The organism is Micromonospora sp. DT228 (assembly GCF_049841595.1).
Lineage (GTDB): Bacteria > Actinomycetota > Actinomycetes > Mycobacteriales > Micromonosporaceae > Micromonospora.
The window spans coordinates 62,042-88,590 of record NZ_JBNCKO010000003.1 but is presented as its reverse complement, the minus strand read 5'-3'; the positions used below and the strand labels follow the sequence as shown (position 1 = coordinate 88,590).

The 26,549-nt window shown below is 70.7% G+C and carries 28 protein-coding genes, 1 tRNA gene, 1 pseudogene and 1 riboswitch; of the genes and pseudogenes, 14 read left to right on the top strand and 16 right to left on the bottom strand.

Features of this window, described 5'->3' with window-relative positions; translation table 11 throughout:
- Positions 1–14: 14 nt before the first annotated feature.
- A complete protein-coding gene (locus ACLQ29_RS07080; RefSeq protein WP_425770853.1) occupies positions 15–659 on the top strand; it encodes a dihydrofolate reductase family protein in 645 nt (214 codons plus the stop codon).
- 31 nt (positions 660–690) lie between these two features.
- On the opposite strand, the gene ACLQ29_RS07075 is transcribed toward ACLQ29_RS07080, so the two are convergent.
- The gene (locus ACLQ29_RS07075; protein WP_425770852.1) at positions 691–1,059 is read right to left on the bottom strand and encodes a VOC family protein; all 369 of its coding nucleotides are present in this window, start codon (positions 1,057–1,059) and stop codon (positions 691–693) included.
- 156 nt (positions 1,060–1,215) lie between these two features.
- Here ACLQ29_RS07075 and ACLQ29_RS07070 point away from each other — a divergent pair, with 156 nt between their 5' ends.
- On the top strand, positions 1,216–1,971 hold the full coding sequence (locus ACLQ29_RS07070) for a hypothetical protein (protein ID WP_425770851.1): 756 nt from the start codon (positions 1,216–1,218) through the stop codon (positions 1,969–1,971).
- Positions 1,968–2,318: a transcriptional regulator gene (locus ACLQ29_RS07065; RefSeq protein WP_425770850.1), complete on the top strand. Its 351-nt coding sequence runs from the start codon at positions 1,968–1,970 to the stop codon at positions 2,316–2,318. The genes ACLQ29_RS07070 and ACLQ29_RS07065 overlap by 4 nt, the downstream gene beginning before the upstream one ends.
- A 45-nt stretch (positions 2,319–2,363) precedes the next feature.
- Here ACLQ29_RS07065 and ACLQ29_RS07060 read toward each other — a convergent pair whose 3' ends face one another.
- Both ACLQ29_RS07060 and ACLQ29_RS07055 read right to left on the bottom strand, forming a co-directional pair.
- Positions 2,364–3,167 (bottom strand): hypothetical protein, encoded by an 804-nt coding sequence (locus tag ACLQ29_RS07060; protein ID WP_425770849.1) that lies wholly within the window; start codon positions 3,165–3,167, stop codon positions 2,364–2,366.
- Entirely contained in the window at positions 3,164–3,751 is a 588-nt protein-coding gene (locus tag ACLQ29_RS07055) for an RNA polymerase sigma factor (RefSeq protein ID WP_425770848.1), read from the bottom strand. Before ACLQ29_RS07055 ends, ACLQ29_RS07060 begins: the two co-directional genes overlap by 4 nt.
- A gap of 136 nt (positions 3,752–3,887) precedes the next feature.
- Here ACLQ29_RS07055 and ACLQ29_RS07050 point away from each other — a divergent pair.
- Positions 3,888–4,047: pseudogene (locus tag ACLQ29_RS07050) on the top strand (ABC transporter); the annotation flags it as partial.
- On the opposite strand, the gene ACLQ29_RS07045 reads toward ACLQ29_RS07050, so the two are convergent.
- The gene (locus ACLQ29_RS07045) at positions 4,014–4,307 is read right to left on the bottom strand and encodes a winged helix-turn-helix transcriptional regulator (protein ID WP_425770847.1); all 294 of its coding nucleotides are present in this window, start codon (positions 4,305–4,307) and stop codon (positions 4,014–4,016) included. The pseudogene ACLQ29_RS07050 and the gene ACLQ29_RS07045 sit on opposite strands and share 34 nt — an antisense overlap.
- Positions 4,308–4,409: 102 nt before the next feature.
- On the opposite strand from ACLQ29_RS07045, the gene ACLQ29_RS07040 reads away from it, so the two are divergent.
- The gene (locus tag ACLQ29_RS07040; protein WP_425770846.1) at positions 4,410–4,637 is read left to right on the top strand and encodes an NAD(P)H-binding protein; all 228 of its coding nucleotides are present in this window, start codon (positions 4,410–4,412) and stop codon (positions 4,635–4,637) included.
- Between the two features lie 142 nt (positions 4,638–4,779).
- Complete coding sequence (locus ACLQ29_RS07035; protein ID WP_425770845.1) at positions 4,780–5,265, top strand: NUDIX hydrolase; 486 nt, start codon at positions 4,780–4,782, stop codon at positions 5,263–5,265.
- Between the two features lie 48 nt (positions 5,266–5,313).
- Here the strand turns inward: ACLQ29_RS07035 and ACLQ29_RS07030 are convergent, their stop codons facing one another.
- On the bottom strand, positions 5,314–5,733 hold the full coding sequence (locus tag ACLQ29_RS07030) for a hypothetical protein (RefSeq protein WP_425770844.1): 420 nt from the start codon (positions 5,731–5,733) through the stop codon (positions 5,314–5,316).
- A 278-nt stretch (positions 5,734–6,011) separates the two neighbouring features.
- Between ACLQ29_RS07030 and ACLQ29_RS07025 the strand changes: the two genes are divergently transcribed.
- Positions 6,012–6,563, top strand: a complete 552-nt coding sequence (locus ACLQ29_RS07025) for a hypothetical protein (RefSeq protein ID WP_425770843.1) — start codon at positions 6,012–6,014, stop codon at positions 6,561–6,563.
- A 210-nt stretch (positions 6,564–6,773) separates the two neighbouring features.
- Here ACLQ29_RS07025 and ACLQ29_RS07020 read toward each other — a convergent pair.
- A tRNA-Gly gene (locus tag ACLQ29_RS07020) sits at positions 6,774–6,847 on the bottom strand.
- 316 nt (positions 6,848–7,163) lie between these two features.
- A complete protein-coding gene (locus ACLQ29_RS07015) occupies positions 7,164–7,724 on the bottom strand; it encodes a pyridoxamine 5'-phosphate oxidase family protein (RefSeq protein WP_425770842.1) in 561 nt (186 codons plus the stop codon).
- A gap of 99 nt (positions 7,725–7,823) precedes the next feature.
- Here ACLQ29_RS07015 and dcd point away from each other — a divergent pair, with 99 nt between their 5' ends.
- Positions 7,824–8,402 carry a dCTP deaminase gene (dcd, locus tag ACLQ29_RS07010; RefSeq protein ID WP_285792496.1) on the top strand — a complete coding sequence of 193 codons (579 nt, stop codon included), beginning with the start codon at positions 7,824–7,826 and terminating at the stop codon, positions 8,400–8,402.
- A 61-nt stretch (positions 8,403–8,463) separates the two neighbouring features.
- Here dcd and ACLQ29_RS07005 read toward each other — a convergent pair whose 3' ends face one another.
- Positions 8,464–9,450, bottom strand: coding sequence for an NlpC/P60 family protein (locus ACLQ29_RS07005; protein ID WP_425770841.1), 987 nt, complete (start codon positions 9,448–9,450; stop codon positions 8,464–8,466).
- A gap of 67 nt (positions 9,451–9,517) precedes the next feature.
- A riboswitch (cyclic di-AMP (ydaO/yuaA leader) is annotated at positions 9,518–9,653 on the bottom strand.
- Between the two features lie 235 nt (positions 9,654–9,888).
- Between ACLQ29_RS07005 and ACLQ29_RS07000 the strand changes: the two genes are divergently transcribed.
- Positions 9,889–11,865, top strand: a complete 1,977-nt coding sequence (locus ACLQ29_RS07000) for an N-acetylmuramoyl-L-alanine amidase (protein WP_425770840.1) — start codon at positions 9,889–9,891, stop codon at positions 11,863–11,865.
- Between the two features lie 55 nt (positions 11,866–11,920).
- Here ACLQ29_RS07000 and ACLQ29_RS06995 read toward each other — a convergent pair whose 3' ends face one another.
- The 3 genes from ACLQ29_RS06995 to ACLQ29_RS06985 all read right to left on the bottom strand — a co-directional run bounded on the left by ACLQ29_RS06995 (position 11,921) and on the right by ACLQ29_RS06985 (position 15,415).
- A complete protein-coding gene (locus ACLQ29_RS06995; RefSeq protein WP_425770839.1) occupies positions 11,921–12,931 on the bottom strand; it encodes an NlpC/P60 family protein in 1,011 nt (336 codons plus the stop codon).
- Positions 12,932–13,098: 167 nt separating this feature from the next.
- Positions 13,099–14,100 carry a hemolysin family protein gene (locus ACLQ29_RS06990; RefSeq protein ID WP_393323968.1) on the bottom strand — a complete coding sequence of 334 codons (1,002 nt, stop codon included), beginning with the start codon at positions 14,098–14,100 and terminating at the stop codon, positions 13,099–13,101.
- The gene (locus tag ACLQ29_RS06985) at positions 14,093–15,415 is read right to left on the bottom strand and encodes a hemolysin family protein (protein ID WP_425770838.1); all 1,323 of its coding nucleotides are present in this window, start codon (positions 15,413–15,415) and stop codon (positions 14,093–14,095) included. Before ACLQ29_RS06985 ends, ACLQ29_RS06990 begins: the two co-directional genes overlap by 8 nt.
- 112 nt (positions 15,416–15,527) lie before the next feature.
- Between ACLQ29_RS06985 and ACLQ29_RS06980 the strand changes: the two genes are divergently transcribed.
- On the top strand, positions 15,528–16,214 hold the full coding sequence (locus ACLQ29_RS06980; protein ID WP_425770837.1) for a GOLPH3/VPS74 family protein: 687 nt from the start codon (positions 15,528–15,530) through the stop codon (positions 16,212–16,214).
- A gap of 68 nt (positions 16,215–16,282) precedes the next feature.
- Here the strand turns inward: ACLQ29_RS06980 and ACLQ29_RS06975 are convergent, their stop codons facing one another.
- Both ACLQ29_RS06975 and ACLQ29_RS06970 read right to left on the bottom strand, forming a co-directional pair.
- Complete coding sequence (locus ACLQ29_RS06975) at positions 16,283–18,481, bottom strand: (Fe-S)-binding protein (protein ID WP_425771234.1); 2,199 nt, start codon at positions 18,479–18,481, stop codon at positions 16,283–16,285.
- A gap of 209 nt (positions 18,482–18,690) precedes the next feature.
- On the bottom strand, positions 18,691–18,954 hold the full coding sequence (locus ACLQ29_RS06970) for a cell division protein CrgA (protein ID WP_357243225.1): 264 nt from the start codon (positions 18,952–18,954) through the stop codon (positions 18,691–18,693).
- A gap of 221 nt (positions 18,955–19,175) precedes the next feature.
- Here ACLQ29_RS06970 and ACLQ29_RS06965 point away from each other — a divergent pair, with 221 nt between their 5' ends.
- The 4 genes from ACLQ29_RS06965 to ACLQ29_RS06950 are packed head-to-tail and all read left to right on the top strand — an operon-like array spanning position 19,176 to position 22,471.
- Positions 19,176–19,976 (top strand): DUF881 domain-containing protein, encoded by an 801-nt coding sequence (locus ACLQ29_RS06965; protein ID WP_425770836.1) that lies wholly within the window; start codon positions 19,176–19,178, stop codon positions 19,974–19,976.
- On the top strand, positions 19,973–21,541 hold the full coding sequence (locus tag ACLQ29_RS06960) for a class E sortase (RefSeq protein ID WP_425770835.1): 1,569 nt from the start codon (positions 19,973–19,975) through the stop codon (positions 21,539–21,541). The genes ACLQ29_RS06965 and ACLQ29_RS06960 overlap by 4 nt, the downstream gene beginning before the upstream one ends.
- Before the next feature lie 4 nt (positions 21,542–21,545).
- Positions 21,546–21,818: a hypothetical protein gene (locus ACLQ29_RS06955; RefSeq protein ID WP_393365186.1), complete on the top strand. Its 273-nt coding sequence runs from the start codon at positions 21,546–21,548 to the stop codon at positions 21,816–21,818.
- Between the two features lie 2 nt (positions 21,819–21,820).
- On the top strand, positions 21,821–22,471 hold the full coding sequence (locus ACLQ29_RS06950; RefSeq protein ID WP_425770834.1) for an aminodeoxychorismate/anthranilate synthase component II: 651 nt from the start codon (positions 21,821–21,823) through the stop codon (positions 22,469–22,471).
- A gap of 43 nt (positions 22,472–22,514) precedes the next feature.
- Here ACLQ29_RS06950 and ACLQ29_RS06945 read toward each other — a convergent pair whose 3' ends face one another.
- From ACLQ29_RS06945 to ACLQ29_RS06935, 3 genes are all read right to left on the bottom strand, one after another.
- Positions 22,515–23,246 (bottom strand): SanA/YdcF family protein, encoded by a 732-nt coding sequence (locus ACLQ29_RS06945; RefSeq protein ID WP_425770833.1) that lies wholly within the window; start codon positions 23,244–23,246, stop codon positions 22,515–22,517.
- Positions 23,247–23,313: 67 nt separating this feature from the next.
- Positions 23,314–25,131: a Stk1 family PASTA domain-containing Ser/Thr kinase gene (gene pknB / locus ACLQ29_RS06940; protein ID WP_425770832.1), complete on the bottom strand. Its 1,818-nt coding sequence runs from the start codon at positions 25,129–25,131 to the stop codon at positions 23,314–23,316.
- Positions 25,128–26,549, bottom strand: coding sequence for a serine/threonine-protein kinase (locus ACLQ29_RS06935; protein ID WP_393365181.1), 1,422 nt, complete (start codon positions 26,547–26,549; stop codon positions 25,128–25,130). The genes pknB and ACLQ29_RS06935 overlap by 4 nt, the downstream gene beginning before the upstream one ends.

Here is a 26,549-nt window from a genome sequence, read left to right as displayed (position 1 = left end):
GAAAGGAGATCCCCATGCCGCAACTGTTGCGGGTGCAGTGCTTCAACGTGTCGCGCGACGGGTTCGGCACCGGAGAGGGGCAGAGCCTGGAACGGCCCTTCGGCCACGCGGACCCCACCCCGCTGTTCTCCTGGCGGGCCGCCACCGCCAGCTTCGTGTACCGCACCGAGCCGGGCGGCAGTCGCGGCCTGGACGACTACCTGACCCGCGACGCCGAGTGCAACATCGGCGCCGAGATCATGGGTCGCAACAAGTTCGGCCCCCAGCGTGGCCCCTGGGAGAACCACGACTGGCAGGGCTGGTGGGGGGAGAACCCGCCGTTCCACACGCCGGTCTTCGTGCTCACCCACCACGTGCGCCCGTCGTTCAGCCTGTCCGACACGACGTTCCACTTCCGCGACGTCAGCCCGGCCGAGGCACTGGCCGAGGCGAAGCAGGCAGCCGACGGTCGGGACGTACGCCTCGGTGGTGGGGTCGACACCATCCGCCAGTTCATCGAGGCCGACCTGGTCGACACGATGCACATCGCCGTCGCGCCCGTTGACCTCGAGCGGGGCGAGCGGTTGTGGGACAGCCCCGACGAACTGCTCGACCGCTTCCACCTCGAGTCGGTGCCCAGCCCCAGCGGAGTCACCCACCTGCTGTTCTGGCGACGTTGACGGCTGGCCTGCTCCGCTGGACAGAAAACGTCTAGGACAGGCGGGACAGCACGAGCATGCGGTTGCCGTCGGGGTCGGTGACCCGGGCGGAGCGCTCACCCCACGGTTGGTCGACCGGCTCCTCGGTGACCGATGCGCCCGCCGAGCGCAGAGCGGTCACGGCGGCGTCGCAGTCGTCGGCGTAGACGCACAACTCCCAGCGGTGCGCATCGGCCGGCCCGCCAGCCTCCGGGTTGGCGGCCAGGCCGAGCTCACTGTTGCCCAGCCGGAGTGCGACGAACTCGGGCTCACCCTCTTGCGGGAACCGGTAGGTCAGCTCGAAGCCGACCACGTCCCGGTAGAACCCGATCAGTCGCGGCAGGTCAGGTGTCGTCACGATCGGAAAGGCTTCGGTGAACACGGACCACCTCCATGCCGGACCCTAGCCGTGCCACGGCCGCGGTGGAACCACAACCGTCGATACGGTTACGTCGTTTCGCCCGCAACCCCTTGCGCAGAATGGTTTGCGATGCAAACCTATTGGTAGCGCAGCAGCGGCAACGACCTGGAGGTCACCGTGACGGAGCAATCGAACACCGCGCCGTACAGCAGAGACGACCCCGGGGAGCTCCTCGCGTCGGTGGCCGCGCTCCGCCGGCGCACCCGGGTCACCCGGCACGCCTACTGGTTGCCGCTTCTGCTGTTCGGTCTCCTGATCGCGGCGGCGGCACCCCTGTACGTGGAGTCCGTCGACCCACCCGCCCTGCGCCCCAGGCCGAACAATCCCGCGCTGACCGGCCTCGGTGGGGACTTCCTCGACCGCTCGGCGGGCCTCGGGTGGTACTGGTTGGTGGCGCTCGTCGGCGGCTACCTGCTCAGCCTCGGGTGGTATCGGTGGCACGGCGCACGGGTGGGCGTGCGGACGCCGACCCGGACGTACGTCGTCGCCGGCATCGTCGGCACGCTGGTCGGGCTCGTGCTGCCGTTCGTGCTGCGGTTCCTGCTCCTCAACTCGGCGACGTCGGTGTCGAGTGCGACAAGTTGGCTGACCACACCGCTGTTGGGCGTCTCCAACCGCGGCATGTTTCCGCATCTGGTCATCGCGGTGGGGCTGCTGGTGCTGGCCCGACTGGAACGCAGTCGCGGCCTGACGGCCGTGACCGGGTGCTACGTCGTCACCGTCGTCCTCGTGAACGTCTACTTCCAGACCGCGGACTTCCAGCCCGGTGACCTGAACCGTCACAGCTTCCTGCTGGCAGCCCTGCTGCCGGCGCCGATCCTGCTCGTCGGTGGCATCATCGCTCTTTTCACCACGGGTAAGAGGTCGACATGAGCAGCGGCACCGGCCCCGGCGGGCACCCGACGAACGGGCTCAGCGACACCGTTCACCAGCGCAACCGGCTCGGCATCCTCACCATCGCCGCCGAGGCCGAGCAGGTGGAGGTCGCCTACCTGCGCGACGCGCTCGAACTCACCGCCGGCAACCTCTCCCGACACCTCGCGGTGCTGGAGGAGGCGGAGCTGATCCGGATCGACCGGGGCTATCACGGCCGCAGACCCAAGACCTGGATCAGGATCACCGAGCAGGGGCAGGCCGCACTGGCTGCCGAGATCAACGCGCTACAGGAGCTACTCCGCCGCCACCGGGAGTTGGGCAGTCCCTCCCGGCCAACCGGGTAGGAGCCTGAGCCGCCCGATGGCGACGCGGGCGTTCACCGGGCTTGCCTATCGTCCCCAGGGCTCGGCGGGTCGGCAGTCGGCTCCCGGCTCGCCGTAGACGACGGTGCCGGAGGAGTCCACGTAGCAGTTGTCGAACTCGTCGGACGGACGAAACAGCAGGCGGCGGTCGATCTCGGCGCCGGTGGTGTCATAGCTGACCAACTCGGCGTCCTTGGTGACGCTGGCACCCTCGGAGAGCAGGCCGAACACCCCGTTGACCATCCGCGCCGTGGTCGTGTGCCCGTCTCCGTGTTCGAGTACCAGCCGGTGCACGCGAGCGCTGACCCGGCCGGTCACGGCAACGTCACCGCCGTCGAAATCGGTCGACGTAAGAAGGAGCCGCTGGATCGGGCCCGGCAACCACTTGCGTTGCGGCCAGACACGTTCACCGCTGGTACCCCCACTGGCCTCCTCATGTGGTGGTCTCGAGACATCACAGGTGAAGTACCCGGTTTCCGTCATGAACAGCGCCAGGACACGGTGGCCCTGCTCGGCGGCCACCGACAAATCGTCCATCGACACCGGAAGCCGTTCGTGCTGGGCGTTCCACCTCAGGCACTGCTTCAGCGCTTGGTGCAGCGTCGGTGACAGTTCACCTGAGCCCATCGCCAGGTGCCCTGCCTCCCCGTCGTTCGGCACCATCGCCACGCCGGCCACCACCGCCGCGGCCGTCGCCACGGTGGCGATGCCGAGTCGTACGGCCCTGCGGCGCCGAGGCCGGCGGATCGACGTCATCAGGTCCGCTCGCATTCGCGCCGCCGTTGCGGGCGGCAGTTCACGCTCGGCAGGCGTGTCGAGAATGTCCTTCATCGTTCTTCCTCCTGCTTGTTGCCATCGGTAACCATTCGTGCCAGCCGAGCCCGTGCGCGGCTCACGCGCGAACGGAGCGCGCCTTCGCTGATGCCGAGGACCGTGGCCGCCTCGCCGTACGGCACCCCGGACCACAGACACAGGGCCACCGCCTCCCGCTCCGCGCGAGGTAATCCGCGGACCACCGCCAAGATCTTCGTCATCTTCCGTTCGTCATCGAGCCGCGCGACGATGTCGCCGGCCGGGTCCGTGTCCGCCTCCCGCTCCGGTGGCAACCTCCGCAGGGCTGCCCACCACCGCCGGGCCGAGCGCCACTCGGTGCGGGTCGTATTTGTGGCGACCACCAGCAGCCACGGCAACACCAACCCGTCCACCAGGACCGCCGCTTCGCCGCGCCTACGCCACGCGACCAGGAAGGTCGACTGCGTCACGTCCTCGGCGAGCGTCCAGGAGCCGGTAAGCCGGAACACGTGGTTGTAGACCGCACCGGCATACCTGTCGAAGAGCCGGGCGAAGGCGACCTCGTCACCGGCCGCGATTGCCGACCACAGGTCTTGGTCAGACGGTTGTATCTGGCTCGTCACACCTGACTATTGCCGGCCGGGACGAGTCTGTTGCAGTCCCGCGCGAAGTCGACGCGGAACGAGGTGGGACACCGTGTCAGCGGCCGTGGCACCGTCGCGTCAGAGCGGTGACAGACCGGCCGCCGATGGTAGGCGCATGACGAGTTCAGCGATTGCGGTCTCCGGGCTGCGAAAGGCGTACAAGGACCGGGACCGTGCGGATCGCCGGACACGATGCCGCCACCGAGGCCAGGGCCGTACGCGCGGCGATCGGGGTCACCGGTCAGTTCGCGGCCGTGGACGAGCTGCTCACCGGCGTCAGCTCGCACTCCACGTGCGGGGTGACCTCGGCGAAGACGGTGCGCTTGATCAGCCCGTCCCGTTCGAGGGAGCGCAGCGACTGGGTGAGCACCTTTGGGGTGACGCGGCGAAGCGGCACGCGCAGCTCCGAGAACCGGCGAGGCCCCTGCTCAAGACAGCGGATGATGAGCGCCGCCCACTTGTCGCCGAATCGGATCGGATTGAGCGAGGACGGGCACAGCTCGTCGAACATGTCGGCGGGCAGAGGTTGCCTCATCGCCAAAGAATGACCGGTATCCCGGTGGTAACCACGACCCTCGATAGCGTCGGCGAACCGGCCGGGCGCACGGGCTCCGGCCTCTAATGAGAGGCGTAACTCATGAGGATCGTGGTCTTCGGCGCGGGCGGCCGGGCCGGACGGCGGACCGTCGCCGAGGCGCGTCGGCGCGGCCACCAGATCACCGCCGTGGTGCGCGACCCCGCAGGCCACGGTGACCTGACCGATGTGCAGCTGGTGGCCGGCGACGTCACCGACGCCGTGAGCATCGCGCAGGCGGCGGCCGGGCACGACGCCGCCATCAGCGATCCTGCCATCGTCGGGGAATGAGACACATCGAGGACGAGCGATCGGCCGGCTGTCATCGTGAAACTCGGGTTGAGTCACGGCGGCGGTGTCGCCCGCTGGCTCAGATGCCAGGATCGGGCACGTGCCGGGCGCGCACCGCGCGGCTCATCGATTGGATGGCCAGATGAGGATTCCACCGATCGCGTTCAGGCTTCTCTATCGCCTGCGTGGGCTGTACTGGCGGATCGCCAAGCCGACCACCCACGGCGTGCAAGCGCTGATCATTCACCCGGTCGACGCTCACCGAGTCCTCCTCGTCCAACACAGCTACGGCGACCAATCCCTGTGGAGCCTGCCCGGAGGCGGATACAGGCCAGCCCGAGAAACCCCGGAACAGGCGGCCAGGCGTGAGTGCGTCGAGGAGCTGGGCATCACGTTGGACTCGTCAGCCCTTGTGCTCGAGGAACACGCGACCAGCAGCGGGGGCAAACAGGGCTACCTGAAGGTCGTCCGCCTGCACGCGCTCTCCGAGGAGATCAACCCCAACGGGGAGATCTCCCAGGCCCGGTGGGTAGCCGCCGACCTTACGGACCTACCCACCGATTCGGCGGTCTCCAAGCGGGTCTACTCGGCCCTGAAAACGCATGCGGTCCGACCCCTGGCAACCTGAAACCAGCCGCCCTGGCCTGGCTGCGCAGCCGTTCGCCTTCCAGCCCCGCTATCGCTGTGCGCCGAGTCGAGGCACGGGGTGGCGGCTGCGCCACGCCTCCGCCCCGCTTCGCAGCCGACTCCAGTGCCGCCGCAGCCACCATGCGTAGACCAGCGCCAGCACGACACCGCCGCCGAGGATAAGGATTCCGGGGAGCGGGCCCGGTTCGTCGCCCGACAGATAGGCGCTGCCGATCGGGTCGGCCCGGTCGTAGATCACGTCGACCTCTTCGCCGACGCTCGGCTCGTTCCAGGGAGGACGGCTGATCCAGGCGGTGACCGCCTCCCCGCTTCGGGTGGTGAAGCTGACCGACACCCACCACTTTCGGCCGTGCAGCTCGCGCACTGTCCCGACCGTCCGCTCGCCCCGTTCCACCATGTCGTTCCGGTGGTGCAGGTCGCCGAGGCCGCAGAACAGGAGGGCCATCACCAGCAGTCCGCCGAAGAGAACGCCAAGGGTCGGGTGCCGGAGCCAGTAGCCGGGACGCCATCGGCCGCGGGGTTCCTGCTGGATCGGGCCAACCGACTGTTCGGGTGTCCATGGTCGCGTCTGTCGTACGCGTCGGCGGTACCGCTTGACCACGCCGCCTCCCGGTGGACGTCGCCCTGGTTCGGTTGTTCCCGCCCACGGTAGGCGGCGGCGCAAAGCCTTCGCCTGGTCTACGGGCTGGTTGCTCCCGATGACCGAGGCTGAGGGCAGGCGGCCTGGTGCGGATCGGATTGTTCGGCACCGGTCACTGGGCGATCGAGACGCACGGGAAGGCTTCGGCCACGCGCCGCGAGATCTTGGACAGTTTCCGTTGCACCCTTGCCCGGTTCAACCACGACCTGACCGTCGACTGGCTCTACCCGCACGATGCCGGGCTCCCGTACATCTCCGACTGCTACCCGCTCAACCTGCACGGCGAAACTGCCCACTTCTGCCCCTACACGGATTTCCACGTCCAGTCGGCGTCAGGTGAAAAGGTTACGGATTGGGGGCCGTCTCCCTATCCGTCCGCACACAGCATGCTGGTCAGCGGCGCAGACCGCGCGCTTCTGGCGGGCTGGGGCTCCGAGTACGACGTCGTGACGCTGCTGCGCATCGGCCGAGACGGCGTGCGCCGCATCGGCGGGCAGTGCCGCATCGCGCTGCCCGATGGCATCGAAGCACAACGCCTCCGCTACACCTGCCGGGGCGGCGACCTGCACGCCTTCAGCCGAGGCACCTGGTACCGCACCAACATCGACGAGCTACAGGCTGTTGCGCTGAATTCATAGCGGGCGCAGAGCGCTCCCAAGGACTGCAGCGTCGAGAACCGCGCGCAAGCTCGATCACCCTGATCGATTAGGGATCTTGCCGAGTGGCAGTTAACGGAGAGGGACAGGAGAAGGGACTAATGGCACACCACTTGGCACGCCGCGCGATCCCTGACCGTGGAACATCGAAGGCCCTGACCGGGACTCACGTCCTGGCCAGGGCCTTCGCGTTGGAGCGGGTGACGGGAATCGAACCCGCACTGTCAGCTTGGGAAGCTGATGTTCTGCCATTGAACTACACCCGCAAGCGGCACCACTGTACCCGAGTCGTCGAACCTGTGCACCCAGGCACCCCCGGCCGCCGCTCGGCTCGGGTTGAGCCACTCGGGGTCCTGGAAGTCGGGGCGTCGGAGCGGCCGGAACACCGCGTTGTCACTGAAACGGAGTCGATCATGCCGGGCCACCGGGCCACCGGGCCACCGGGCCACCGGGCCACCGGGCCACCGGGCCACCGGGCCACCGGGCCACCGGGCCGCCGGGCCACCGGGCCACCGGCGGGGCGTACGTGCGGTGCCGGCTCCGTCAGCGCGGGAGCCGGCACCGGGTGTCTCTGGGCCGTGGTCAGGCGGCTGTGCACTGGACGTCACGGCTGCGGCGGCTCGGACGGGCCTGCGGCACGGTGAGCGGCGCGGCAGCCACCGCCGAGGGGGCCCGCGGGTCGAGCCAGACCCGAACGGCCGGCCGGGCCGGGGCGAGGCCCGGGATGCCCGCGATGTGCTGCTCGCGGCGCGTCAGCATCGCCACGTCGACGGTGAACTCGAACAGTTGCCAGTCGGCCTGTGGCTCCGCGCGGGCGCCCTGCGCCAACCGGGCGACTCGCGCCGGATCGGTCACCGGGCGGGCACGCCCCGCCACGTACGCCTCGTCGTCGCTCTCCTCCGGGGGGAACGAGTGCAGCGCGTAGCGGCCGTCGCGTTCGAGGTCACGGCGCTTCGGGGAGTCGATGATGAAGCAGAACAGACCCTCGTCGGTGATGACCGGGGAGACCGGATGGACCCGGGGCCCGCCGTCGGCACGGACCGTGGCCAGGTAGCCGAAGCCCGGACCGTACTGCTGGAGGAGAACGCGGATCCCGTCGGCGAGTCGGGGCTCGTCGGCGGCGAATTCGGACCAGGAAGCCATGCGAGCATTCTATCGAACAAATGTACGAGTAGCGACCTCGACGCGCTGGTCACCGGCACCGAATCCGGTGGGTTTTCGGGCCGCCGCTATGGTGGTCCGATGCTGCTCTCCGACCGCGACCTGGTCTCCGAGATCAAGGCCGGCACGCTGGGCCTGGAGCCGTTCGAGCCCACCCTGGTCCAACCCTCAAGCATCGACGTACGGCTGGACCGGCTGTTCCGGGTCTTCAACAACCACCTTTACACACACATCGACCCAGCGATGCAGCAGGACGACCTGACGTCGGCGGTCGAGGTGCCCGACGGGGAGCCGTTCGTGCTGCACCCCGGGGAGTTCGTGCTCGCCTCGACGCTTGAGGTCATCTCGCTCGGTGACCAGCTCGCCGGCCGGCTGGAGGGCAAGAGTTCACTGGGGCGGCTCGGGCTGCTCACGCACTCCACCGCCGGCTTCATCGACCCCGGTTTCTCCGGGCACGTCACGCTCGAACTCTCGAACGTGGCGAACCTGCCCATCACTCTCTGGCCGGGCATGAAGATCGGGCAGCTCTGCATCTTCCGGCTCTCCTCGCCGGCCGAGCACCCGTACGGCTCGGCGGTCTACGGCTCGCGCTACCAGGGGCAGCGGGGGCCGACGCCGAGCCGCGCCTGGCAGCACTGGCGCACCTGGCCCACCCGCTGACCCGATGACGACGAGGGCCCGCCGCGACGAATCGCGACGGGCCCCTCGGTCAGCACCTCGATCAGCCTGGACGGCCGTAGCTGTGGACCTGACCGTCGTCGGCCCTCTTCATCTTGACCGGTTCGCCGGCCTGCGAGGCGTGCACCACCCAGCCGCCACCGACGTACATGCCGACGTGGTGGATGTCGCTGTAGTAGAAGACCAGGTCGCCGGGGCGCAGGTCGGCCTTGCTGACGTTCTTGGTGACGCGGCTCTGGGCGGCGGCGTTGTGCGGCAGTGACACCCCGGCCTTCGCCCAGGCGGCGAGCATGAGCCCGGAGCAGTCGTACGAGTTCGGACCCTCGGCACCCCAGACGTAGGGCTTGCCGATCTGCGCGCAGGCGAACTTGACCGCGGTGCCGGCGGCGCCACCGGGGTAGCTGCCGGGGCAGGGCGCGGGGCGCAACGGACCGCCGCCACCGCTGCCGTACACCTTGAGGCGCAGCTTCTGCAGTTTGTCGATCTCCTCGTTGATCTGCCTCTTCTTCGCCGCCAGCTGGGCCTCGGTACGGGTCAGCTGGGCCACCATCTCGTCGAGCGGCGCCTTCTGCCCGGCCAACTCGTCGCGCAGGTCGGCCACCTCGCGGACGTCCTCCTGCTGGTTGTGCGCGAAGCGGTCGAGCAGTTCGAGCTGACCGACCACCTCACTGGGTGACCGGCTGCCCAGCACCGCGTTGACGGTCAGCACGTTCTCACCCTTGTACGCGCGCACGGCCAGGGCGCTGACCTTGTCCATCGCGGCGTCGACCTGGCGCTCCAGCGGGGCGATCCGGGCGGCCAGCGCCTGGGCCTGCCTGCGCTTGGCGGCTAGGTCGATCCGGGTGGCGTTGTGCTGTTCGATGATCGGTTCGAGTTTGTTCCAGTCGGCGTCGATCTGGCGCTCGATCTCGGCGACGGACGGGTCGGCGTGGGCCGCCGTGGCGCTGCCGGTCAGAACGACGGCGACGCCGGCCAGGGCGGCGAGCGCGGTGGTGAAGCGGGACCAGCGTGGGCGCGGCGCGATCGACATCGGGCCGGCTGTTGCCGACCGCTCGGACGACGGCCGCGGGGCATGGAGTGCCACCGGGGTTCCGTACTCCTTCTTCCTGACCGCCTACCGGGTTAGCTGACGGGTTCGGGCGGGAAGTGGGCGCCCTACCGCAGTGGCTGCGGATTCACCCCGGGGGACATGGGTCCCCGGTTCGTTCGGAAACGACTCGGCGGTGCCGGTCCGTTACCGCCCGGGCTGGACGGAGCTGCTATCGGGCCGACGAATGACCAGAGTAGAGACGCTTGTTACCGTTCCGCAACCCGTGCGGCCGTGACACTCCGTACCGATCCGAGAGGATGACCGATCCGTACGTGAAGATTTATTTCCTGGCAGGTCGACACATGGAAAGGTATTGACGCGGACTCCCGGCCGGCGCGAGGGTGGCGTCATCCACACCCGCGAAATCTAGGGGGTTCGATGCACCATCCAACCCTGCTGCCCGGCCGGCGTGCACTGCTCGCCGCCGCCGTGCTCGCCGCCGCGACCGCGGTCGGAGCACCCGCCCACGCCGCCGCGCCCACTGTCGACCGCCAGCAGCGGTACGCCGCCGCTGCCGCCGAGTACGGCGTACCGACCGACGTGCTGCTCGGCGTCTCCTACCTGGAGTCCCGCTGGGACAGCAACGCCGGCACACCCAGCACCAGCGGCGGTTACGGCCCCATGCACCTGACCGACGCCCGACACGTGACCGCTCTGCCCGTGCGCGGCCACCACGGCACCGGCACCGAGGACCCGCGCGGCGACGACTCCCGTACCGCGCTGGCACCCGTGCCCCGGACGGCCGAGGACCCGGCGCCACCCGCCACCGCGTCGCAGACCGTGGATGCCGCCGCCGCGCTGACCGGCGCGACCCCCGACGCGCTGCGCACCGACGCCGACGTCAACATCCGGGGCGGGGCCGCGCTCCTGGCCTCGTACCAGCGGGAGTTGGGCGCCCCGGTCGGTGCCGGCACCGACCCGGCCACCTGGTACGGCGCGGTGGCCCGCTACGCCGGCGCGGACAGCGCGGACGCCGCGGCGGCCTTCGCCGACGAGGTCTTCACCACCATCGGCGCCGGCGCGTCGCGGGTGGCCGACGACGGCCAGCGGATCACGCTGCCGGCCCGCGCGCTCCGCCCGCAGCGCTCCGGGCCGGACCGGCTGGGTCTGCGCCGGCTCGACCGCCCGGACGGTCTGGAATGCCCCCGCACCATCTCCTGCGAGTGGATCCCGGCGCCCTACGCGGCGTTCGGCGACGGTGACTACGGCAACCACGACCTGTCCGACCGCCCCGCCCGGCAGAAGATCGAGTACATCGTCATCCACGACACCGAAGGGAGCTGGGCGACCACCCTGCGACTCGTCCAGGATCCGACGTACGTGAGCTGGCACTACACGCTGCGCTCGGTGGACGGGCACGTCGCCCAGCACGTCCGGACCAAGGATGTCGCCTGGCACGCCGGCAACTGGTACGTCAACGCCAAGGCGGTCGGGCTGGAGCACGAGGGCTTCGCGGCGCAGGGCACCTGGTACACCGAGGCGATGTACCGGACCTCGGCGAAGCTGGTCCGGCACCTCGCGCTGCGGCTGGGCGTCCCGCTGGACCGCCAGCACATCATCGGCCACGACAACGTGCCCGGCACCGTCGCCGCGAACGTCCGTGGAATGCACTGGGACACCGGCCCGTACTGGGACTGGACCCACTACTTCGAGCTGCTGCGCGCTCCTCGCCTGGACACCGGCACCCCGGCCACCGGCCTGGTCCGGATCGACCCGGACTTCGCCACCAACCAGCCGGCGTTCGTCGGCTGCGTCACCGTCGGCGTGCCGTGCGCGCCACGCGGCTCCTCGTCGGTGGTGCTGCGCTCCGCGCCGGCCGCGGACGCGCCGCTTGTGAACGACATCGCGCTCCGCCCCGACGGCACCCCGAACACCATGGAGGTGTCGGATCACGGCGCCCGCGCCTCCACCGGTCAGACGTACGCGCTGGCCGGCCGGCAGGGCGACTGGACGGCGATCTGGTATCTCGGGCAACGGGCCTGGTTCCACAACCCGGCGTCCAGGCCCACCGCCAGTTGGACCGCCGGTGTGGTGGCCACCCCGAAGCCCGGCCGGGCCACCATTCCGGTGTACGGGCGGGCCTACCCGGAACAGGCGGCCTATCCGGCCGGCGTGCCCTACCAGACGATCTCGCCACTGCAGTACACCCTGGCCGCCGGGCAGCGGTACGCCGTCGGCGCGGTGCTGCCGGGCGAGTACTACCGGGCCAGCACCGTCGACGGCTCCTCGCCCGGCGACTGGACGGTGATCCGCGGCAAGAACCGGTACGCGCAGATCCAGTTCGGCCACCGCATCATGTACGTCGACCTGGCCGACGTGCAGCTCCTGCCGTCCCCGGTGGGCGCACCCCGCTGACAACGACGACGGCCCCCGGTCGGTGACCGGGGGCCGTCGTGTCGAACGGTGTGGATCAGGGTCTGCGGAACCCGGCCACGGGCATGGTGTTGATGCTGGACACCTGCACCGGTTTACCGGCACGTGGTGCGTGCACCATCTGGTTGTTACCCAGATACAGCCCGACATGACTCAGGCCCGAATAGAAGAAGACCAGGTCACCGGCACGGGCCTCGGATCGCGCGACGGCCTTGCCCTCGTTCCACTGGTCTCCGGTGTGGTGGGTGAGGGAGATCCCGGCCGACTTGTAGGCGTACTGGGTCAGCCCCGAGCAGTCGAACGAGTTCGGGCCGACGGCGCCCCAGACGTACGGATCGCCGACCTGCTGGCAGGCGGTCTTGATCGCCTTCTGGGCGGCCACGGAAACCACACCGTTGATGGTCGGGCAGCCGGCGGTCTTGACCGTGGTCTTCGGCATCGATGCCTCGAGCTGCTTGATCTCGGCGTCGATCTGCTTCTTCTTGGCCGCCAGCTCGTTCTGCTGCTTGGTCTGGGTGACGATGAGGGCGTCCAGCTTCTGCTTCTCGCCGTCGTACTTGTCCCGCACGGCGATGACGCCCTCGACCTCCTTGCGCTCCTGCGCGGCCAGGCGGTCGAGAATGGTGAGCTGCTCGGTGAGCGTGTCCGGCTTGGCGCTGACCAACAGCGCGCCAATGTCGTGCGACGGGCCCGAGATGTAGTAGCGGGAGGCGAGATCGCCGACCCGGTTGAGCGCCAACTCGCTCTGCAACGCCAGCGGCTCGATCTTCTTCTGCAGGTTCACCGACTTCTGCCGGTTGACCTTCAGCTGCGCCCTGACCTTGTTGTACTGCTCGATAGTGGGCTCCAACTGCTCCCACTTCTTGTCGATCTGCGCCTCGATCTCGTCGACCGTCGGCGCGGCGTGCGCCGGGGCGGTAAGCAGGCCCGCGCCGACCACCGCGGCGGCGACCAGGACGAGCAGACGGTGACCAGCCCGGCGTAGACCACCCGGCCGAGCAGACGCAGACAGGTCGTGACGATGAGGGGGCATGGTTGCCACCGGCACCGACTCCTTTGCAACCGACCGCCGGGCGCCTCGCGTGAGGGAAGGGCCGAGGCAGACGACCCACAGCGGTCGGTGCCCCACATTAGGGAAGCGCGGGGCGGTAATCAAGGCGAGTGGAGTAACCGTCACTGTCGTGCAACCGCTTGCACACCAAGGGTATTGGCGGATCAACCAACGATTGCCGTCAATACATCATCAAGAGTGACCACACCGAGCGGGCGCCGGCCGTCGCTCACCAGCACCATGTGCCGCCGTTCGCGGCGCATGGCCAGCAGCAGGTCCGCCAGCGTACGCTCCGGCGGCACCACCGCCAGCGGCCGGTAGACCTGGGCCGGCACCGGCGACCGGCGACCCTGCCCGGCGTACCCCAGCACGTCCTTGACGTGCACGAAGCCGAGCACCCGACGGGTCGACCGCTGCACCACCGGGAACCGGGACCGTCCGGTCCGGGTCGCCAACACCTCCAGCGACGCCGGTGAGACGTCCTCGGCCACCGTCACCACCGTCGACCACGGCTGCAGGGCGTCCGCCGCCGTGCGGCTGTGCAGGGCCAGGGCGCCGGTGATCCGGACATGCTGCTCCTCGTCGAGCAACCCCTCGGTGCGCGCCTGCGAGACGAGCCCGGCCAACTCCTCGGCGGTGAACACCGTCTTGACCGCCTCGGACGCCTCGATCCGCCAGATCGCGAGCACCCGGCGCGCCGCCCACTTCATGGCCAGCAGCAGCGGCTTGGTGGCCACACAGAACGCCAGCATCGCCGGGCCGAGCCAGAGTGCGGAGACCTCCGGACCGGCGAGCGTGATGTTCTTCGGCACCATCTCACCGACGACCGTGTGCAGGAAGACCACCACGCCCAGGGCCAACACGAAGGCCACCGGGTGCACCGCGCGCTCGGGCAGGCCGGCCGCGTGGAACGGCGGCTCCAGCAGGTGCGCCAACGCCGGCTCGGCGATCGCGCCCAGGCCCAGCGAGCAGACCGTGATGCCGAGCTGCGCGCCAGCGATCATCAGCGGGATCTGGTTCATCGCCGACAACGCCCACCGGGCACGCTTCGACCCGGCGGCCAGCGGCTCGATCACCGTCCGGCGGGACGCGATGAGCGCGAACTCACTGCCCACGAAGAACCCGTTGCCGAGCAGCAGCAGGACGGTCACCAGCAGCTCAGTCATCGTCGTCCGGTTCCGCCGGGCGCAACACCCGGACCTGCTCGATCCGGTGCCGCTCCACCTCGACCACCGTGAACTCCCAGCCGTCCGCCTCGACCGTCTCGCCGGCCAGCGGGATGTGCCCGAGCTGGGCCATCAGGAAGCCGGCCAACGTCTCGTAGGGCCCCTCGGGCAGCCGGAAGCCGGTCTGCTCGGCCACCTCGTCGGAGCGGAGCACCCCGTCGACGAGCACGGTGCGCTCACCGCCCGGCACGGTCAACTCGACCGGGTCGGCGTCGTCCACACTCGCCGGGTCGAACTCGTCGGCGATCTCCCCGACCAGCTCCTCGACGAGGTCCTCGATCGTCACCACGCCGTCCGTGCCGCCGTACTCGTCGACCACGATGGCCAGGTCGGCACCGGCCGCCTTCAACGCGGCCAGCACGCCGTCCAGGTTGAGGCTCTCCGGCACGTACACCGGCTCCCGGGCCACCGAGCCGACAATCGTCGACGCCCGGTCGGCGAGCGGCACGCCCAGCGCGTCGGGCACCCCGGCCACACCGGTCACCAGGTCCAGGGTCTCCTCGTACACCGGGAACCGGGTCCGCCCGGTCTGCCGGGACTGTTCGAGCAGTTCGGCAACGGTGGCCGTGGCGCGCAGCGCGACCACGTCCACCCGGGGGGTCATCGCCTCGGCGGCCCGCTTGTCGCCGAAGCGGATGGTCCGGCGCAGCAGCATCGCGGTGTCGGTCGGCAGCGCGCCGGCCCTAGCCGAGATGGCCGCCAGCAGACCCAGCTCCTCCGGCGAGCGCGCACTGGCCAGCTCCTCCTGCGGCTCGACACCGAGCGCCCGGACCAGCCGGTTCGCGGAGCCGTTCAACCCCCGGATCAGCCAGCCGAACGTGCGGGAGAAGGTGTGCATCGGACCGGCCGTGGCCAGCGCCGCCGGCATGGGCCGGGCCAGCGCCGCGTTCTTCGGCACCAACTCACCGAAGAGCATGGAGAGCAGCGTGGCCAGGGCCAATGCCAGGAACGGGGTGAACCGCTCGGTGCTCTCCCCGGCCACCGGCCGCAGCAGCGGGGTGAAGAGCCGCGCCAGGGCCGGCTCGGCCAGGTAGCCGGTGAGCAGAGCGGTGATGGTGATGCCGAGCTGCGCTCCGGAGAGCTGGAAGGAGAGGTCGCGCAGCGCCGCGCGTACCGTCAGGGCGGCCTGGTCGCCGGCGGCGGCCCGCCTGTCGATCTCCGCACGGTCGACCGTGACCAGGGCGAACTCGGCCGCCACGAAGAACGCGTTGCCCGCGGTCAGCGCAGCGAAACCGACCAGGGGCAACAGCGTCATCAAGAGCAGGCCGTCGATGTCGCCTCACCTCGGCGAGATTCTTGCACGGGCTGCCCCGCGGCCACGGGCACGCCCCCGGGCGGGGTGGTGGAACGGAGTTAGCGTGGAAGGCGTGGATGCACTGACGCTTGCCGATGAACTGGCCCTGCTGGCCCACGACGACGCGGGCACCGACCGGCTCGGCTGGCCCGGCCTGGACCACGGTCTGGCCGGCGCCCTGCTCCTCGACCTGGCCGTCGCCGGCCGGGTCGAGCTGGTCGACGACCGGCTGGTGGTCACCGACCCGGCCCCGGTGGGCCGGCCGCTGCTGGACGACGCCCTGGCGCGGATCGCCGGAGAGCGCAAGCTTCGCAAACCCCAGGACTGGGTGACCCGGCTCGCGAAGGACCTGCCGAGGCGAGTGCTGGACGGGCTGGTCGCCGCCGGTGTGCTGCGCCGCGAGTCCGACCGGGTGTTCTGGGTGGTCCCGCGTACCCGCTATCCCTCGCCGACCGGCACGGAGCCGGCGGTGGAGACCGAGGCCCGGCAGCGGATGTGGGCCGCGATCGTCGGCGACGGCCCGGTGCCGCCGCGGACCGCCGCGCTGCTCGGTCTCACCCGCGCCGTCCGGCTGCACCGCACGCTCTTCGGCGACCTGCCCCGGCAGCGAGTGGAGCGCCGGCTCGACGAGATCGGCGCGGGCGACTGGGGGTCGGCCGCCACCCGCCGGGCGATCGAGCAGACCCAGGCCGCCCTCCTGACAGCCACCACGGCCGCCACCGCCGCCGCGATCGCGGGAGCCACCGCCGCCGGGGCCTGACCACGTGACGACGGCGGTGGCACCCAGGAGGTGCCACCGCCGTCAGGATCCTTCGGGGTACGCGCGCCTCAGCCGCCGACCGGCGCCGTCTCCTTGCCGCCCTGTGGCTGCTCCGGCTTGACCGAACGGAGCAGCACGCTCGCCACGTCGATGACCTCGACCTGCTCGCCGGCGCCCTTGCCGTTGACCCCGTCGTTGAGCATCGTCGAGCAGAACGGGCAGCCGACCGCGACGGTCTTCGCCCCGGTGGCCATGGCCTCTTCGACCCGGTCCACGTTGATCCGCTTGCCGATCTTCTCTTCCATCCACATCCGGGCGCCGCCCGCGCCGCAGCAGAAGGAACGCTCGCTGTTGCGCGGCATCTCGGTCAGCTCGCCGGCGATGGCGTCACCGAGAACCTCCCGGGGGGCCGCGAAGATCCGGTTATGCCGGCCGAGGTAGCAGGGGTCGTGGTAGGTGACGCCGCCGTCGACCGGCTGCACCGGCGTGAGCTTGCCGGTGGCGACGAGGTGCGCGAGCAGTTGGGTGTGGTGGACCACCTCGAACTCGCCGCCGAGCTGGCCGTACTCGTTACCCAGGGTGTTGAAGCAGTGCGGGCAGGTCGCCACGATCTTGCGCTTGGCCTTCTCGCGGCCCTCGAACGCCTCGTTCAGCGTCTCCACGTTCTGCTGGGCGAGCATCTGGAAGACGAACTCGTTGCCGATCCGCCGCGCCGGGTCGCCCGAGCAGGTTTCGCCCTCGCCCAGGATCGCGAACGACACGCCCGCCTCGTTGAGCAGCGTGGCCACCGCGCGGGTGGTCTTCTTGGCCCGGTCCTCGAACGCACCGGCACAGCCGACCCAGAACAGGTACTCGAAGTCGTCCACCTCGCCGACCCGGGGCACCTCGAAGTCGAGGCCCTTCGTCCAGTCCTCGCGGGTGTTCTGCGGCGCGCCCCACGGGTTGCCCTTGTTCTCCAGGTTGCGCAGCATGACGCCGGCCTCGGAGGGGAAGCTCGACTCGATGAGCACCTGGTAGCGGCGCATGTCGACGATGTGGTCCACGTGCTCGATGTCCACCGGGCACTGCTCGACGCAGGCGCCGCAGGTGGTGCAGGACCAGAGCACGTCCGGGTCGATGACCCCGCCCTCCTCGGCGGTGCCGATCAACGGCTTGTCGGCCTCGGCGAGGGCCAGCACGTCCAGGTGCGCGAGCTGCGCCTGGGTGGCCTTCTCCTCGCCGGTCAGGTCCTTGCCGCCGCCGGCCAGCAGGTAGGGCGCCTTGGCGTACGCGTGGTCGCGCAGGCTCAGGATGAGCAGCTTGGGCGACAGCGGCTTGCCGGTGTTCCAGGCCGGGCACTGCGACTGGCAGCGACCGCACTCGGTGCAGGTGCTGAAGTCCAGTAGGCCCTTCCAGCTGAACTGCTCGACCTGGGCGACGCCGAACTGGTCCTTCTCCGGGTCTGCCTCCTCGAAGTCGAGCGGCTTGCCCTGGCTCGTCATGGGGCGCAGCGCGCCGAGGCCGGAGCCGGCCGGCTTGGCCGGCTCGCGCTTGAAGAAGATGTTGGGGAACGCCAGGAAGCGGTGCCAGGCGACACCCATCGTGACGTTCAGGGAGATGACGATCAGCCAGGTCATCGAAATGATGATCTTGATGGCTGCGGCGACGCTGACCCCGTCCGCCCAGTCGGGCAGCACCGCACCGACCGCGTGACTGACCGGGGTGGCCCAGAACGGGAACTCGAAGTGGTCCGTGGCGACCTTGAATCCCCGGATCACGAACCCGAAGATCAGGACCAGCAGCACGATCCACTCGACGAAGTAGCCCTGCCACATGGTCGAGCCGGTGAACCGGGACCGCCCGCCCGGCCGGGTCGGCCGGTTGCGCAGCCGGATCGCCATCAGCACCACGATGCCGACCAGGCCCAGCACCCCGATGATCTCGGTGACCAGGCCGAAGATCGTCCAGTGCCCGATGACCGGCAGGCCACCGTCCGTGGTGACCACCTCGAAGTACGCCTCGAGCACCAGCAGCGACAGCACGACGAAGCCGACCATCACGAACCAGTGCGCGGCGCCCACCACGCCCCACTTGAGCATCCGGGTGTGGCCGGCGGTCTCCACGAGCATGGTCCTGGCGCGAGCGACCTTGTCGGTGAACCGTTCCGGTGCGGGCTGCCCGAGCCGGATGACTGCCACCATCTTCAGGACCGCACGCACCGCAAGCCACACCGCCACGGCGGTGATGGCGGCCGCGAGGATCGTGGTGACGATCTGGACGCTGCCCATCGAGTTGGCCTCCCCGGTCTGCTGCCTGATGACCTCGCTTTGCTCGGTCATGCAGTGCAGCCTACGCGAAGGTTACCCAGCGGTAACGTGAGTCATCTCGCAGTAGGCCGCGCTGCCTGCGGACACCATAGGGGGCCCCATCCGATCCTGCCGGGCAGGGGCACGGTGGGGTGACGCGGAACCGCCGACGCGACGGCCCCGAAGCCGGCTCAGCGCCAGCGGGAGAGCAGCCCCAGCGATGCGACCATCGCGCCGAAGCCGACCGCGAGGTTCCAGTAACCCCACGCCGCGACCGGGTACTCCTGCTCCGACAGGTAATAGAGCACCAGCCAGCCGATTCCGACGACGATCAAGGCGACCGCGGTGGCCGGCAACCACACCGGGCTAGGCTTGCGCGTCGACGCCGCCGTCGTCGGACGGACGTCCGTCGGCGGGGTGTACACCTTCTTCTTGCGGACCTGAGACTTGGGCACGACGCTCTCCAGAGGGGTGACGACCTCGTCCGGCCTGACAACCGGGCGCGGGGGCGACGGTCCATGGCCAATAATGTTCGACAGCTAGCGTAGTCCCGATTGCCCGTCCGGACCATGAATGGGGTCAGGCCGGTGCACGGAGTGACCGAAAAAGGCGGGACTGTTCGCATCACCGGCCCAGCCGGCGCGGACCGATCCCCGACACGCGGAAGGAACGCTCGGTGGAGTACACATCCGGCGCAACCTCCTGGCAGAAGGTCCTCCGACGGGCCGCCGCCGGGCTGCTGCCCCGGCGACCGCGTCAACGCCGACCGGGCTGGTCGATCGGGGTGCCCCTGATCGCCGCCGCGGCGGGGCTGCTCTTCACCACCACCGCGACCACCGCTGGCGGCACCGCGCTGCGTGAGGACCGACGGCCGCAGCTCAACCAGCTCATCGAGGACCGGCGCGAGCAGGTGGCGGCGAGCGAACGCCGGGCCGCCACCCTGCGCGACGAGGTCCAACAACGGACCAACACGCTGGCCGGCTCGGACGCCCCGATCAAGGATCAGCAGGATCGCGCCCAGGGCAGCCTCCAGGCCGCCGGGTTCACTGCCCTCGGCGGGACCGGGGTCACGGTCGAGCTGAACGACGCGCCGCAGCTCGACCAGACCCAGTCGGACGCCGACAACGACGACCTGGTGGTGCACCAGGCGGATGTGCAGGCAGTGGTCAACGCGCTCTGGGCCGGCGGAGCGGAGGCCGTATCAATCATGAACGTCCGCGTGCTCGCAACCAGCGCGGTACGCTGCGTCGGTAACACCCTGCTGCTCCACGGCCGGGTGTACTCCCCACCGTTCAAGATCGTAGCGATCGGCGACCCCGCTGCCCTTCAGCAGGCACTCGCCAGCTCCCAGGGAGTCCAGTGGTTCAAGGACGCGGTCGACGACTACCAGCTCGGCTACAAGGAGACGGCAGGCACGGTGCGAGTCCCCGCATTCGAGGACTCGACAGCCCTCCGCTCGGCCACGGTGCCTAAATGAGCGCGCCGGACGAGCGTCGCGACGGGCGGCACCGGAACCAGACCGACGATCCGACCGCGTTCCTGCCCAAGGTCGACCGGCCCGAGCCGGCCCCGGACCGGCCGACCACGTCCGGCAACTGGCCCGAGCCGACGCTGCCCGCCCGGCCCGGTGCCCCGCGCCCGCCGACCACGCCTGAGCCTTCCCGCCCGACCGATCCGACCCCCGGCCCGCGAGGTGTCGACGCACCCCCGCCGTGGCCAGGCAGCGCCGCGCCCCGACCGAGCCCGCACGCGGGGTCCGACGGTCCACCGGCGGCCGGCCGGCCGGCCGCGACCAACCCGGGCCCGGTACGACCCGCTGCCCCGGTCGACGCCCCGACCCCACCTGTTGCCGACGCACCGACCGCGCTCATCCCCCAGATCGCCGCCCGGCCCCCGCGCCCGACCGGCTCCCCGGCCGCTCCGTCCGCGCCCGGCCCGGATGCCCCCTCCTCCGCCGGGCCGACCGGTGTCCCGCCGACCGGGCCGACCGGTGTCCCGCCGACGGGGCCAACCGGTGTCCCGCCGACCGGGCCGACCGGTCTTCCGCCCACCGCGCCGGGCCGTGTCCCGCCCACCGCGCCGGGCCGTGCTCCCGCCGCCGGGCCGGAGCGTGGCGCCGACCCGGCCGCCACCGCGTTGATTCCCGTCGTGCCCGGCACCCCCGCCACCCGCCCACCGACAATGGACTCGACAGCGCTGATGGGTGCCGTCCCCCGCACCGGAGGCCCCCAGGAGCCGACCGGCGGCGGCGACAACCCCGGCGAGCCGCCCCGGCCCCGGCGCGGCGAGCGGGTGGTCCAACTCCGGCCGCACCAGACCGGCGAGGGCTACAAGAGCGTCTACTCCGAACTCACCCGCCCGTCGCTCGGCTCCCGAATCCGCACCGGCGTCCGTGTCACAGGCGAAATCCTGATCACCTTCGGTCTGGTGGTGCTGCTCTTCGCCGGCTACGAGGTGTGGGGCAAGTCGGCCATCGTCGACGCCCACCAGAACGACCTCACCAATGAGCTGGAGCAGCAGTGGGGCCCGGCCGACGACCCGACGGTCGCTCCGTCGGCCGGCCCGAGCGTCAAACCGTCGCCCCCGGTACGCGGCAAGCCGCTCGCCGGCCTCTACATCCCGAAGATCGACAAGAACCTGGTGGTGGTCGAGGGCGTCACCCAGGAGGACATCCGCTACGCCCCGGGCCACTACCCGACAAGCGCGATGCCCGGCCAGGTGGGCAACTTCTCCGTCGCCGGGCACCGTAACCGGGCCACCTTCTGGCGGTTGGACGAGTTGAGCGAGGGCGACGCCATCGTGGTCGAGAGCAAGACCGACTGGTACGTCTACCTGGTGTCGCAGTCGCGGATCGTCCGACCCACCCAGGTCGAGGTGGTGGCGCCGGTGCCCGGCGAGCCGGACAAGAAACCGACCAAGCGGATGCTCACCCTGACCACCTGCAACCCCAAGTGGGACAACTACCAGCGGCTGATCATCCACGCCGAGCTGGACCGCACCCAACCCAAGTCGGCGGGCCGCCCGGCGGAGCTGGGGGGCTGACCCGATGTACGCGTTCATCTGGCGCAAACTGCCCTTCGGCGTGGCCGGAAAGCTGATCGGCTCGGTACTGCTGGTGGCCGCCACGGTGGCCCTGCTCTGGTATGTCGCCTTCCCCTGGGCCGAGCCCCTGCTGCCCTTCGACGACGTACAGGTCGAGTCCCCCGCGGACTCGGGCGACGTCGGCCCGGCGACCGGCGACGCCCCGGCCGGCGACGAACACGACCTGCCGTACGACACCGACCAGAACAACCCCGCGCCGCCCTCCCCGAGCAGGTGACCATGCGCATCCTGGTGATCGACAACTACGACTCGTTCGTCTTCAACCTCGTGCAATACCTGGGCCAGCTCGGCGTGACCTGCGAGGTCCGCCGCAACGACGAGATCGACGTCGCCGAGGTGGGCAGGGTGGGCGCGGCCGGCATCCTGCTCTCCCCGGGGCCGGGCAGCCCCGACCGGGCCGGCATCTGCCTGGACGTCATCCGGCAGTACGCGGGCGAGCTGCCGATCTTCGGCGTCTGCCTCGGTCACCAGGCGATCGGCGAGGCGTTCGGGGCGACCGTGACGCGCGCACCCGAGCTGCTGCACGGCAAGACCTCCGAGGTACGGCACCAGTCGGTGGGCGTACTCGCCGGCCTGCCCGACCCGTTCACCGCCACCCGGTACCACTCCCTCGCCGTGCTGCCCGACACGCTCCCGGACGAGCTGGAGGTCACCGGCTGGACCGGCTCCGGCGTGGTGATGGCGATGCGGCACCGGACCCTTCCCATCGAGGGCGTCCAGTTCCACCCGGAGTCGGTGCTCACCGAGGGCGGCCACCTGATGCTCGCCAACTGGCTGGCCGGCTGCGGTCACCGGGAGGCGTTGGAGCGCGCGCCAGCACTGGCCGCCGAGGTCGACGCCCGCCGCCGGTCGGCCTTCGCCACCACCTGAGGCCCCGCTCGATCAGCGGGCCCACGACGGCACGCTGGTCGGATCAGCCGTTCAGCGCGTTCCGCACCGCCGGATCCGCAGGCGAGCGGACCGCTGGCGGGCGACCAAGGACCGCGTCCCACGCCGCCTTGCCGCTGGCGAAGTAGTCCCGGACCGACTTCTCGGCGAGCAGCAACGGGCCGCACTCGTCGCACCGTGCGGTGACCCCGTCGACGTCGAGGCCGAGATGCCGGCACAGCGTCACCGCCCGGGACAGGTGGAAGGACTGGGTCACGATCAGGGCCCGCTCGACGCCGTACACCTCACGCGCCCGGGCGCAACTGTCGTACGTGTCCAGGCCGAACGGGTCGGCCACCACGCGACGCGCGTCGACACCGAGTTCGGTGAGATACGCCGTCATCACCGCGGGCTCGTCTCCCGACGTGCCACCCCCGTCGCCCGACACGAGCACGACCCTGGCCCGCCCGCTGGTCACCAACTCGGCGGCGGTCTCCAGGCGGCCGGCGAGCCGTTCACCGGGCCGTCGCCGATCGGGCGCCACGGCGGTACCGAGGACGATCACCACGTCGGCGGCTGGCGCGTCGGCCTCGGCGTACACGTGGTCGCGGGCGGCGAGCGTCGTCCACAGCCACGGGAGACTGGCGAGCAGCAGCGCGGCGACCCCCAGGAGGGCCACGCGTCTGCGGCGTCGAGGACGTCGACTCACCACCGAAGCGACGCCGGACACGTCGGCGTCACCCGGGCCGGCCACCGGCCGGCCCGGGACTTCGGACACGCCTAGGGCCTGTGTCAAAGCCCCCGGTCGAGCCGAGGTGGAGTCCAGGCGGCGGCCCGGCAAGGCCCTAGTCCTCGGGGAGGCGGCTCGGCGGGGGCGGGAACGGCAGGCCGACGCCGCCGCCGCCGCCGGGCGTGGTCGGCGTGACCGACGGCGTGCTGGTCGGCGTGCCGGACGGCGGCGGGGTGACGACCTTCTCCGGGACACCGATCTCGAGGGTCACGGTCTTGTCCTTGGCCAGTGAGGTGCCCGCGTTCGGACTCTGCTTCTGGACCCGACCGACCTGGTCCGCCGACACCTCGTCACCATCGCGGAACTCGACGTTGTAACCCGCCTCGCGAAGCTCCTGGGCGGCCTCGTCCTTCGTGGAATTGATGACATTCGGCACCTTGCCGACGTTGCCCTTGGAGACGTCGACGATCACCGTGCTGTCCTGCGGGACGGTGGTCCCCGACGGGGGGTTCAACTTGAGCACGGTGCCCTTCGTCGCCGGGTTGTCCACCTGCTTGTCCTGGACTTTCAGCCCCTGGCCCTCGAGCTGGGACTTGACGAGCTCGTACTGGGAGTTGACCAGATTCGGGGGGATCTTCACGTCGGGCTTGCCGTCGCAGAGCTGGATGGTCACCGTCGCGGACTGCTTCAGCTTGGTGTTCGGCGGCGGATTCTGCTTGGCGACCGTGTTCTTCGTGCAGTTGTTGTCCAGGACCGGTTCACCCAGCTTCGGCTGAAGGTTGACGGCCTGGATCTCGGTGAACGCGACCGCCTGGCTCTTGCCGACGAGGTTCGGCACCGCCTTGTTGGCCTTCTCCTGCTGCTGGTTCCAGAGCAGGGCAGCGACGAGGGCGACAACCGCCAGCACGCCGACCGCGCTGAACGTCGCGATCAGCCAGGAGGACGCCTTGCGTTGGCGCGGATCGCCCACCCGGGCCATCTGCCCGGTCTGCGACCCAGCGGCGGGAGCCGGGTAACCGCCCCGGCCGCCGGCCGGGGCCATCGCCACCGTCTCCGCCTCGCGCAGCACCGGGGTGGCCAACACGGGCCGGCCGGCGGCGGCGCGGAGCAGGTCGGCACGCATCTCGCCGGCGCTCTGGTAGCGGTTGAGCGGGTTCTTCGACAGCGCCTTCAACACGATCGCGTCGACCGCCGGGGTGACGTCCGGGTTGATGTCGCTCGGCGTCGGCGGCGTCTCCCGTACGTGCTGGTAGGCGACGCTCACCGGGCTGTCGCCGACGAACGGCGGGTGCCCGCAGACCAGCTCGAAGAGCACGCAGCCGGCGGCGTACACATCGGAGCGGGCGTCGACGGCCTCGCCGCGCGCCTGCTCCGGGGACAGGTACTGCGCCGTGCCGATCACCGCGCTGGTCTGCGTCATGGTGGTCGCGCCGCTGGCCAACGCGCGGGCGATACCGAAGTCCATCACCTTGACCTGGCCGGTCTGGGTGAGCATCACGTTGCCGGGCTTGATGTCCCGGTGGATGATGCCGTGCCGGTGGCTGAACTCCAGCGCGGCGCACATGTCGGCGCAGATCTCCAACGCCCGGCGCGGCTGCAGCCGACCCTCGGCGCCGAGGACCTCCTTCAACGTCCGACCGTTGACGAACTCCATCACGATGAACGGCAGTGTCTCGCCGGTCGGCGCGGTCTCCTCGCCGGTGTCGTAGACCGCCACGATGGCCGGGTGGTTGAGCGAGGCGGCGTTCTGTGCCTCCCGGCGGAACCGCATCTGGAACGTCGCGTCCCGGGCCAGGTCGGTCCGAAGCATCTTGATCGCGACATCCCGACCGAGCCGGAGATCGCGACCGCGGTGCACCTCGGCCATGCCGCCGTAGCCGAGCAGCTCGCCGACCTGGTACCTGCCACCGAGCAGGCGGGCCTGCGCTGTCATCGCGTCTGTCGTCCTTCGCTCGTCGTCGTCCCGCCGTCGCCCGGCTGGAGTCGTATCTCCCGACGGTACGACGTCTGGGTCGGATCGTCGCGTCCGTCGAGTCGCAGCGCGCCGGCCGGCGTGGTGCCCGCACTCGTCCCGACGGGTTCACCGGCCTGCGACTGCTTCAGGTTGTAGGAAATCACGCCGGAACAGAGCAGGACCAGCACGGCCAGCAAGATGGCGAGGAGCACCAGGCCAGGCCGGGACCGCCGGGGCTCGGGGGACGGCGCCGACGGAACGGCCTGCCGGGCGTACGCCGCCGGTTGCTGCTGTCGGGGCGGTGCCGACGGCACCGCCGCGGCACCGCGCGGGTACCCGTTCGGTGCGGCCGGCGGCCGGGCGGACGGGACGGACGGCGCGACGGCGGTGGGGCGCGGCTGCTGCGCCGGCGCGACGGTTGTCGGCCGCGGCCCGGCGGCCGGGGGACGGGCCGCCGGCGGACGGGCAGCCGGCGGGCGCATCTGATGCGCCTGCGGCACCTGGGCCCGACCGGGCGCGGCCGGTGAGGCCGGCGCCGCGGAGACCGGCCCGGGGTTACCACCGGCCCTGGCCTGCTGGGAGAGCGCGGCCTTGAGTTGGCGGGCGACCCCGGCGAGAGCGGCGGCGCTCGGCCAGCGGGCGGCCGGGTCCTTGGCCAACGCCCGTTCCACCACCGAGCGGACCTGCGGGGGGATGTCGGCGGGCAGCGGCCGGGGCGTCTCCCGCACGTGCCGCATCGCGATGTCGAGCGGGTTGTCGCCCTCGAACGGACGCCGCCCGGCAAGACACTGGTAGGCGACCACGCCGAGCGCGTACACATCCGACGCAGGGGTGGCCACGCCGCCGGTGGCCTGCTCGGGTGAGATGTACGAGGCGGTGCCGAGCACCGAACCAGCGGCGGTGAGCTGGCCGACCAGGTCGGAGCGGGCGATGCCGAAGTCGGTGAGCACGAGCGTGCCATTGGGCCGGACCAGCAGGTTGCCCGGCTTCACGTCGCGGTGCACGATGCCCTTCTCGTGCGCCGCGTGCAACGCGTCCGCGGCCTGCGCGACGAGGGCCATCGTCCGGGCCGGGGTGAGTCGGCCGACCCGGCTCAGCGTGGACGACAGAGCGTCGCCCTCGATGTATTCCATGACCAGGAACGCGATCTGCTGATCGTTGCCGAAGTCGTAGACGTCCACCACGCCCGGGTGGTTGATCGTGGCCATGGTGCGGGCCTCGCCACGGAACCGCTCGCCGAAGTCCGGGTCGTCGAGCAGGGCGGGGAGCAGGCTCTTGACCGCGACCGTCCGACCGAGCACCTGGTCGGTGCCGCGCCAGACGTCGCCCATGCCGCCGCTGGCGATCCGCTCGTCGAGACGGTAGCGGTTGCCGAGCTGGACGCCGGGGCTGAGCAT

What these genes read in the sequence shown, in the direction of transcription:
- ACLQ29_RS07080 (WP_425770853.1), top strand. Translation starts at nt 15, where the DNA reads ATGCCGCAACTGTTGCGGGTGCAGTGCTTCAACGTGTCGCGCGACGGG.
- ACLQ29_RS07005 (WP_425770841.1), bottom strand. Translation starts at nt 9,450, where the DNA reads ATGTCGATCGCGCCGCGCCCACGCTGGTCCCGCTTCACCACCGCGCTC.
- ACLQ29_RS07045 (WP_425770847.1), bottom strand. Translation starts at nt 4,307, where the DNA reads ATGAGGCAACCTCTGCCCGCCGACATGTTCGACGAGCTGTGCCCGTCC.
- pknB (WP_425770832.1), bottom strand. Translation starts at nt 25,131, where the DNA reads ATGACAGCGCAGGCCCGCCTGCTCGGTGGCAGGTACCAGGTCGGCGAG.
- ACLQ29_RS07040 (WP_425770846.1), top strand. Translation starts at nt 4,410, where the DNA reads ATGAGGATCGTGGTCTTCGGCGCGGGCGGCCGGGCCGGACGGCGGACC.
- ACLQ29_RS06985 (WP_425770838.1), bottom strand. Translation starts at nt 15,415, where the DNA reads ATGACGCTGTTGCCCCTGGTCGGTTTCGCTGCGCTGACCGCGGGCAAC.
- ACLQ29_RS06955 (WP_393365186.1), top strand. Translation starts at nt 21,546, where the DNA reads ATGTACGCGTTCATCTGGCGCAAACTGCCCTTCGGCGTGGCCGGAAAG.
- ACLQ29_RS07035 (WP_425770845.1), top strand. Translation starts at nt 4,780, where the DNA reads ATGAGGATTCCACCGATCGCGTTCAGGCTTCTCTATCGCCTGCGTGGG.
- ACLQ29_RS06935 (WP_393365181.1), bottom strand. Translation starts at nt 26,549, where the DNA reads ATGCTCAGCCCCGGCGTCCAGCTCGGCAACCGCTACCGTCTCGACGAG.
- ACLQ29_RS07060 (WP_425770849.1), bottom strand. Translation starts at nt 3,167, where the DNA reads ATGAAGGACATTCTCGACACGCCTGCCGAGCGTGAACTGCCGCCCGCA.
- ACLQ29_RS06975 (WP_425771234.1), bottom strand. Translation starts at nt 18,481, where the DNA reads ATGGGCAGCGTCCAGATCGTCACCACGATCCTCGCGGCCGCCATCACC.
- dcd (WP_285792496.1), top strand. Translation starts at nt 7,824, where the DNA reads ATGCTGCTCTCCGACCGCGACCTGGTCTCCGAGATCAAGGCCGGCACG.
- ACLQ29_RS06950 (WP_425770834.1), top strand. Translation starts at nt 21,821, where the DNA reads ATGCGCATCCTGGTGATCGACAACTACGACTCGTTCGTCTTCAACCTC.
- ACLQ29_RS06960 (WP_425770835.1), top strand. Translation starts at nt 19,973, where the DNA reads ATGAGCGCGCCGGACGAGCGTCGCGACGGGCGGCACCGGAACCAGACC.
- ACLQ29_RS06990 (WP_393323968.1), bottom strand. Translation starts at nt 14,100, where the DNA reads ATGACTGAGCTGCTGGTGACCGTCCTGCTGCTGCTCGGCAACGGGTTC.
- ACLQ29_RS07015 (WP_425770842.1), bottom strand. Translation starts at nt 7,724, where the DNA reads ATGGCTTCCTGGTCCGAATTCGCCGCCGACGAGCCCCGACTCGCCGAC.
- ACLQ29_RS07065 (WP_425770850.1), top strand. Translation starts at nt 1,968, where the DNA reads ATGAGCAGCGGCACCGGCCCCGGCGGGCACCCGACGAACGGGCTCAGC.
- ACLQ29_RS07000 (WP_425770840.1), top strand. Translation starts at nt 9,889, where the DNA reads ATGCACCATCCAACCCTGCTGCCCGGCCGGCGTGCACTGCTCGCCGCC.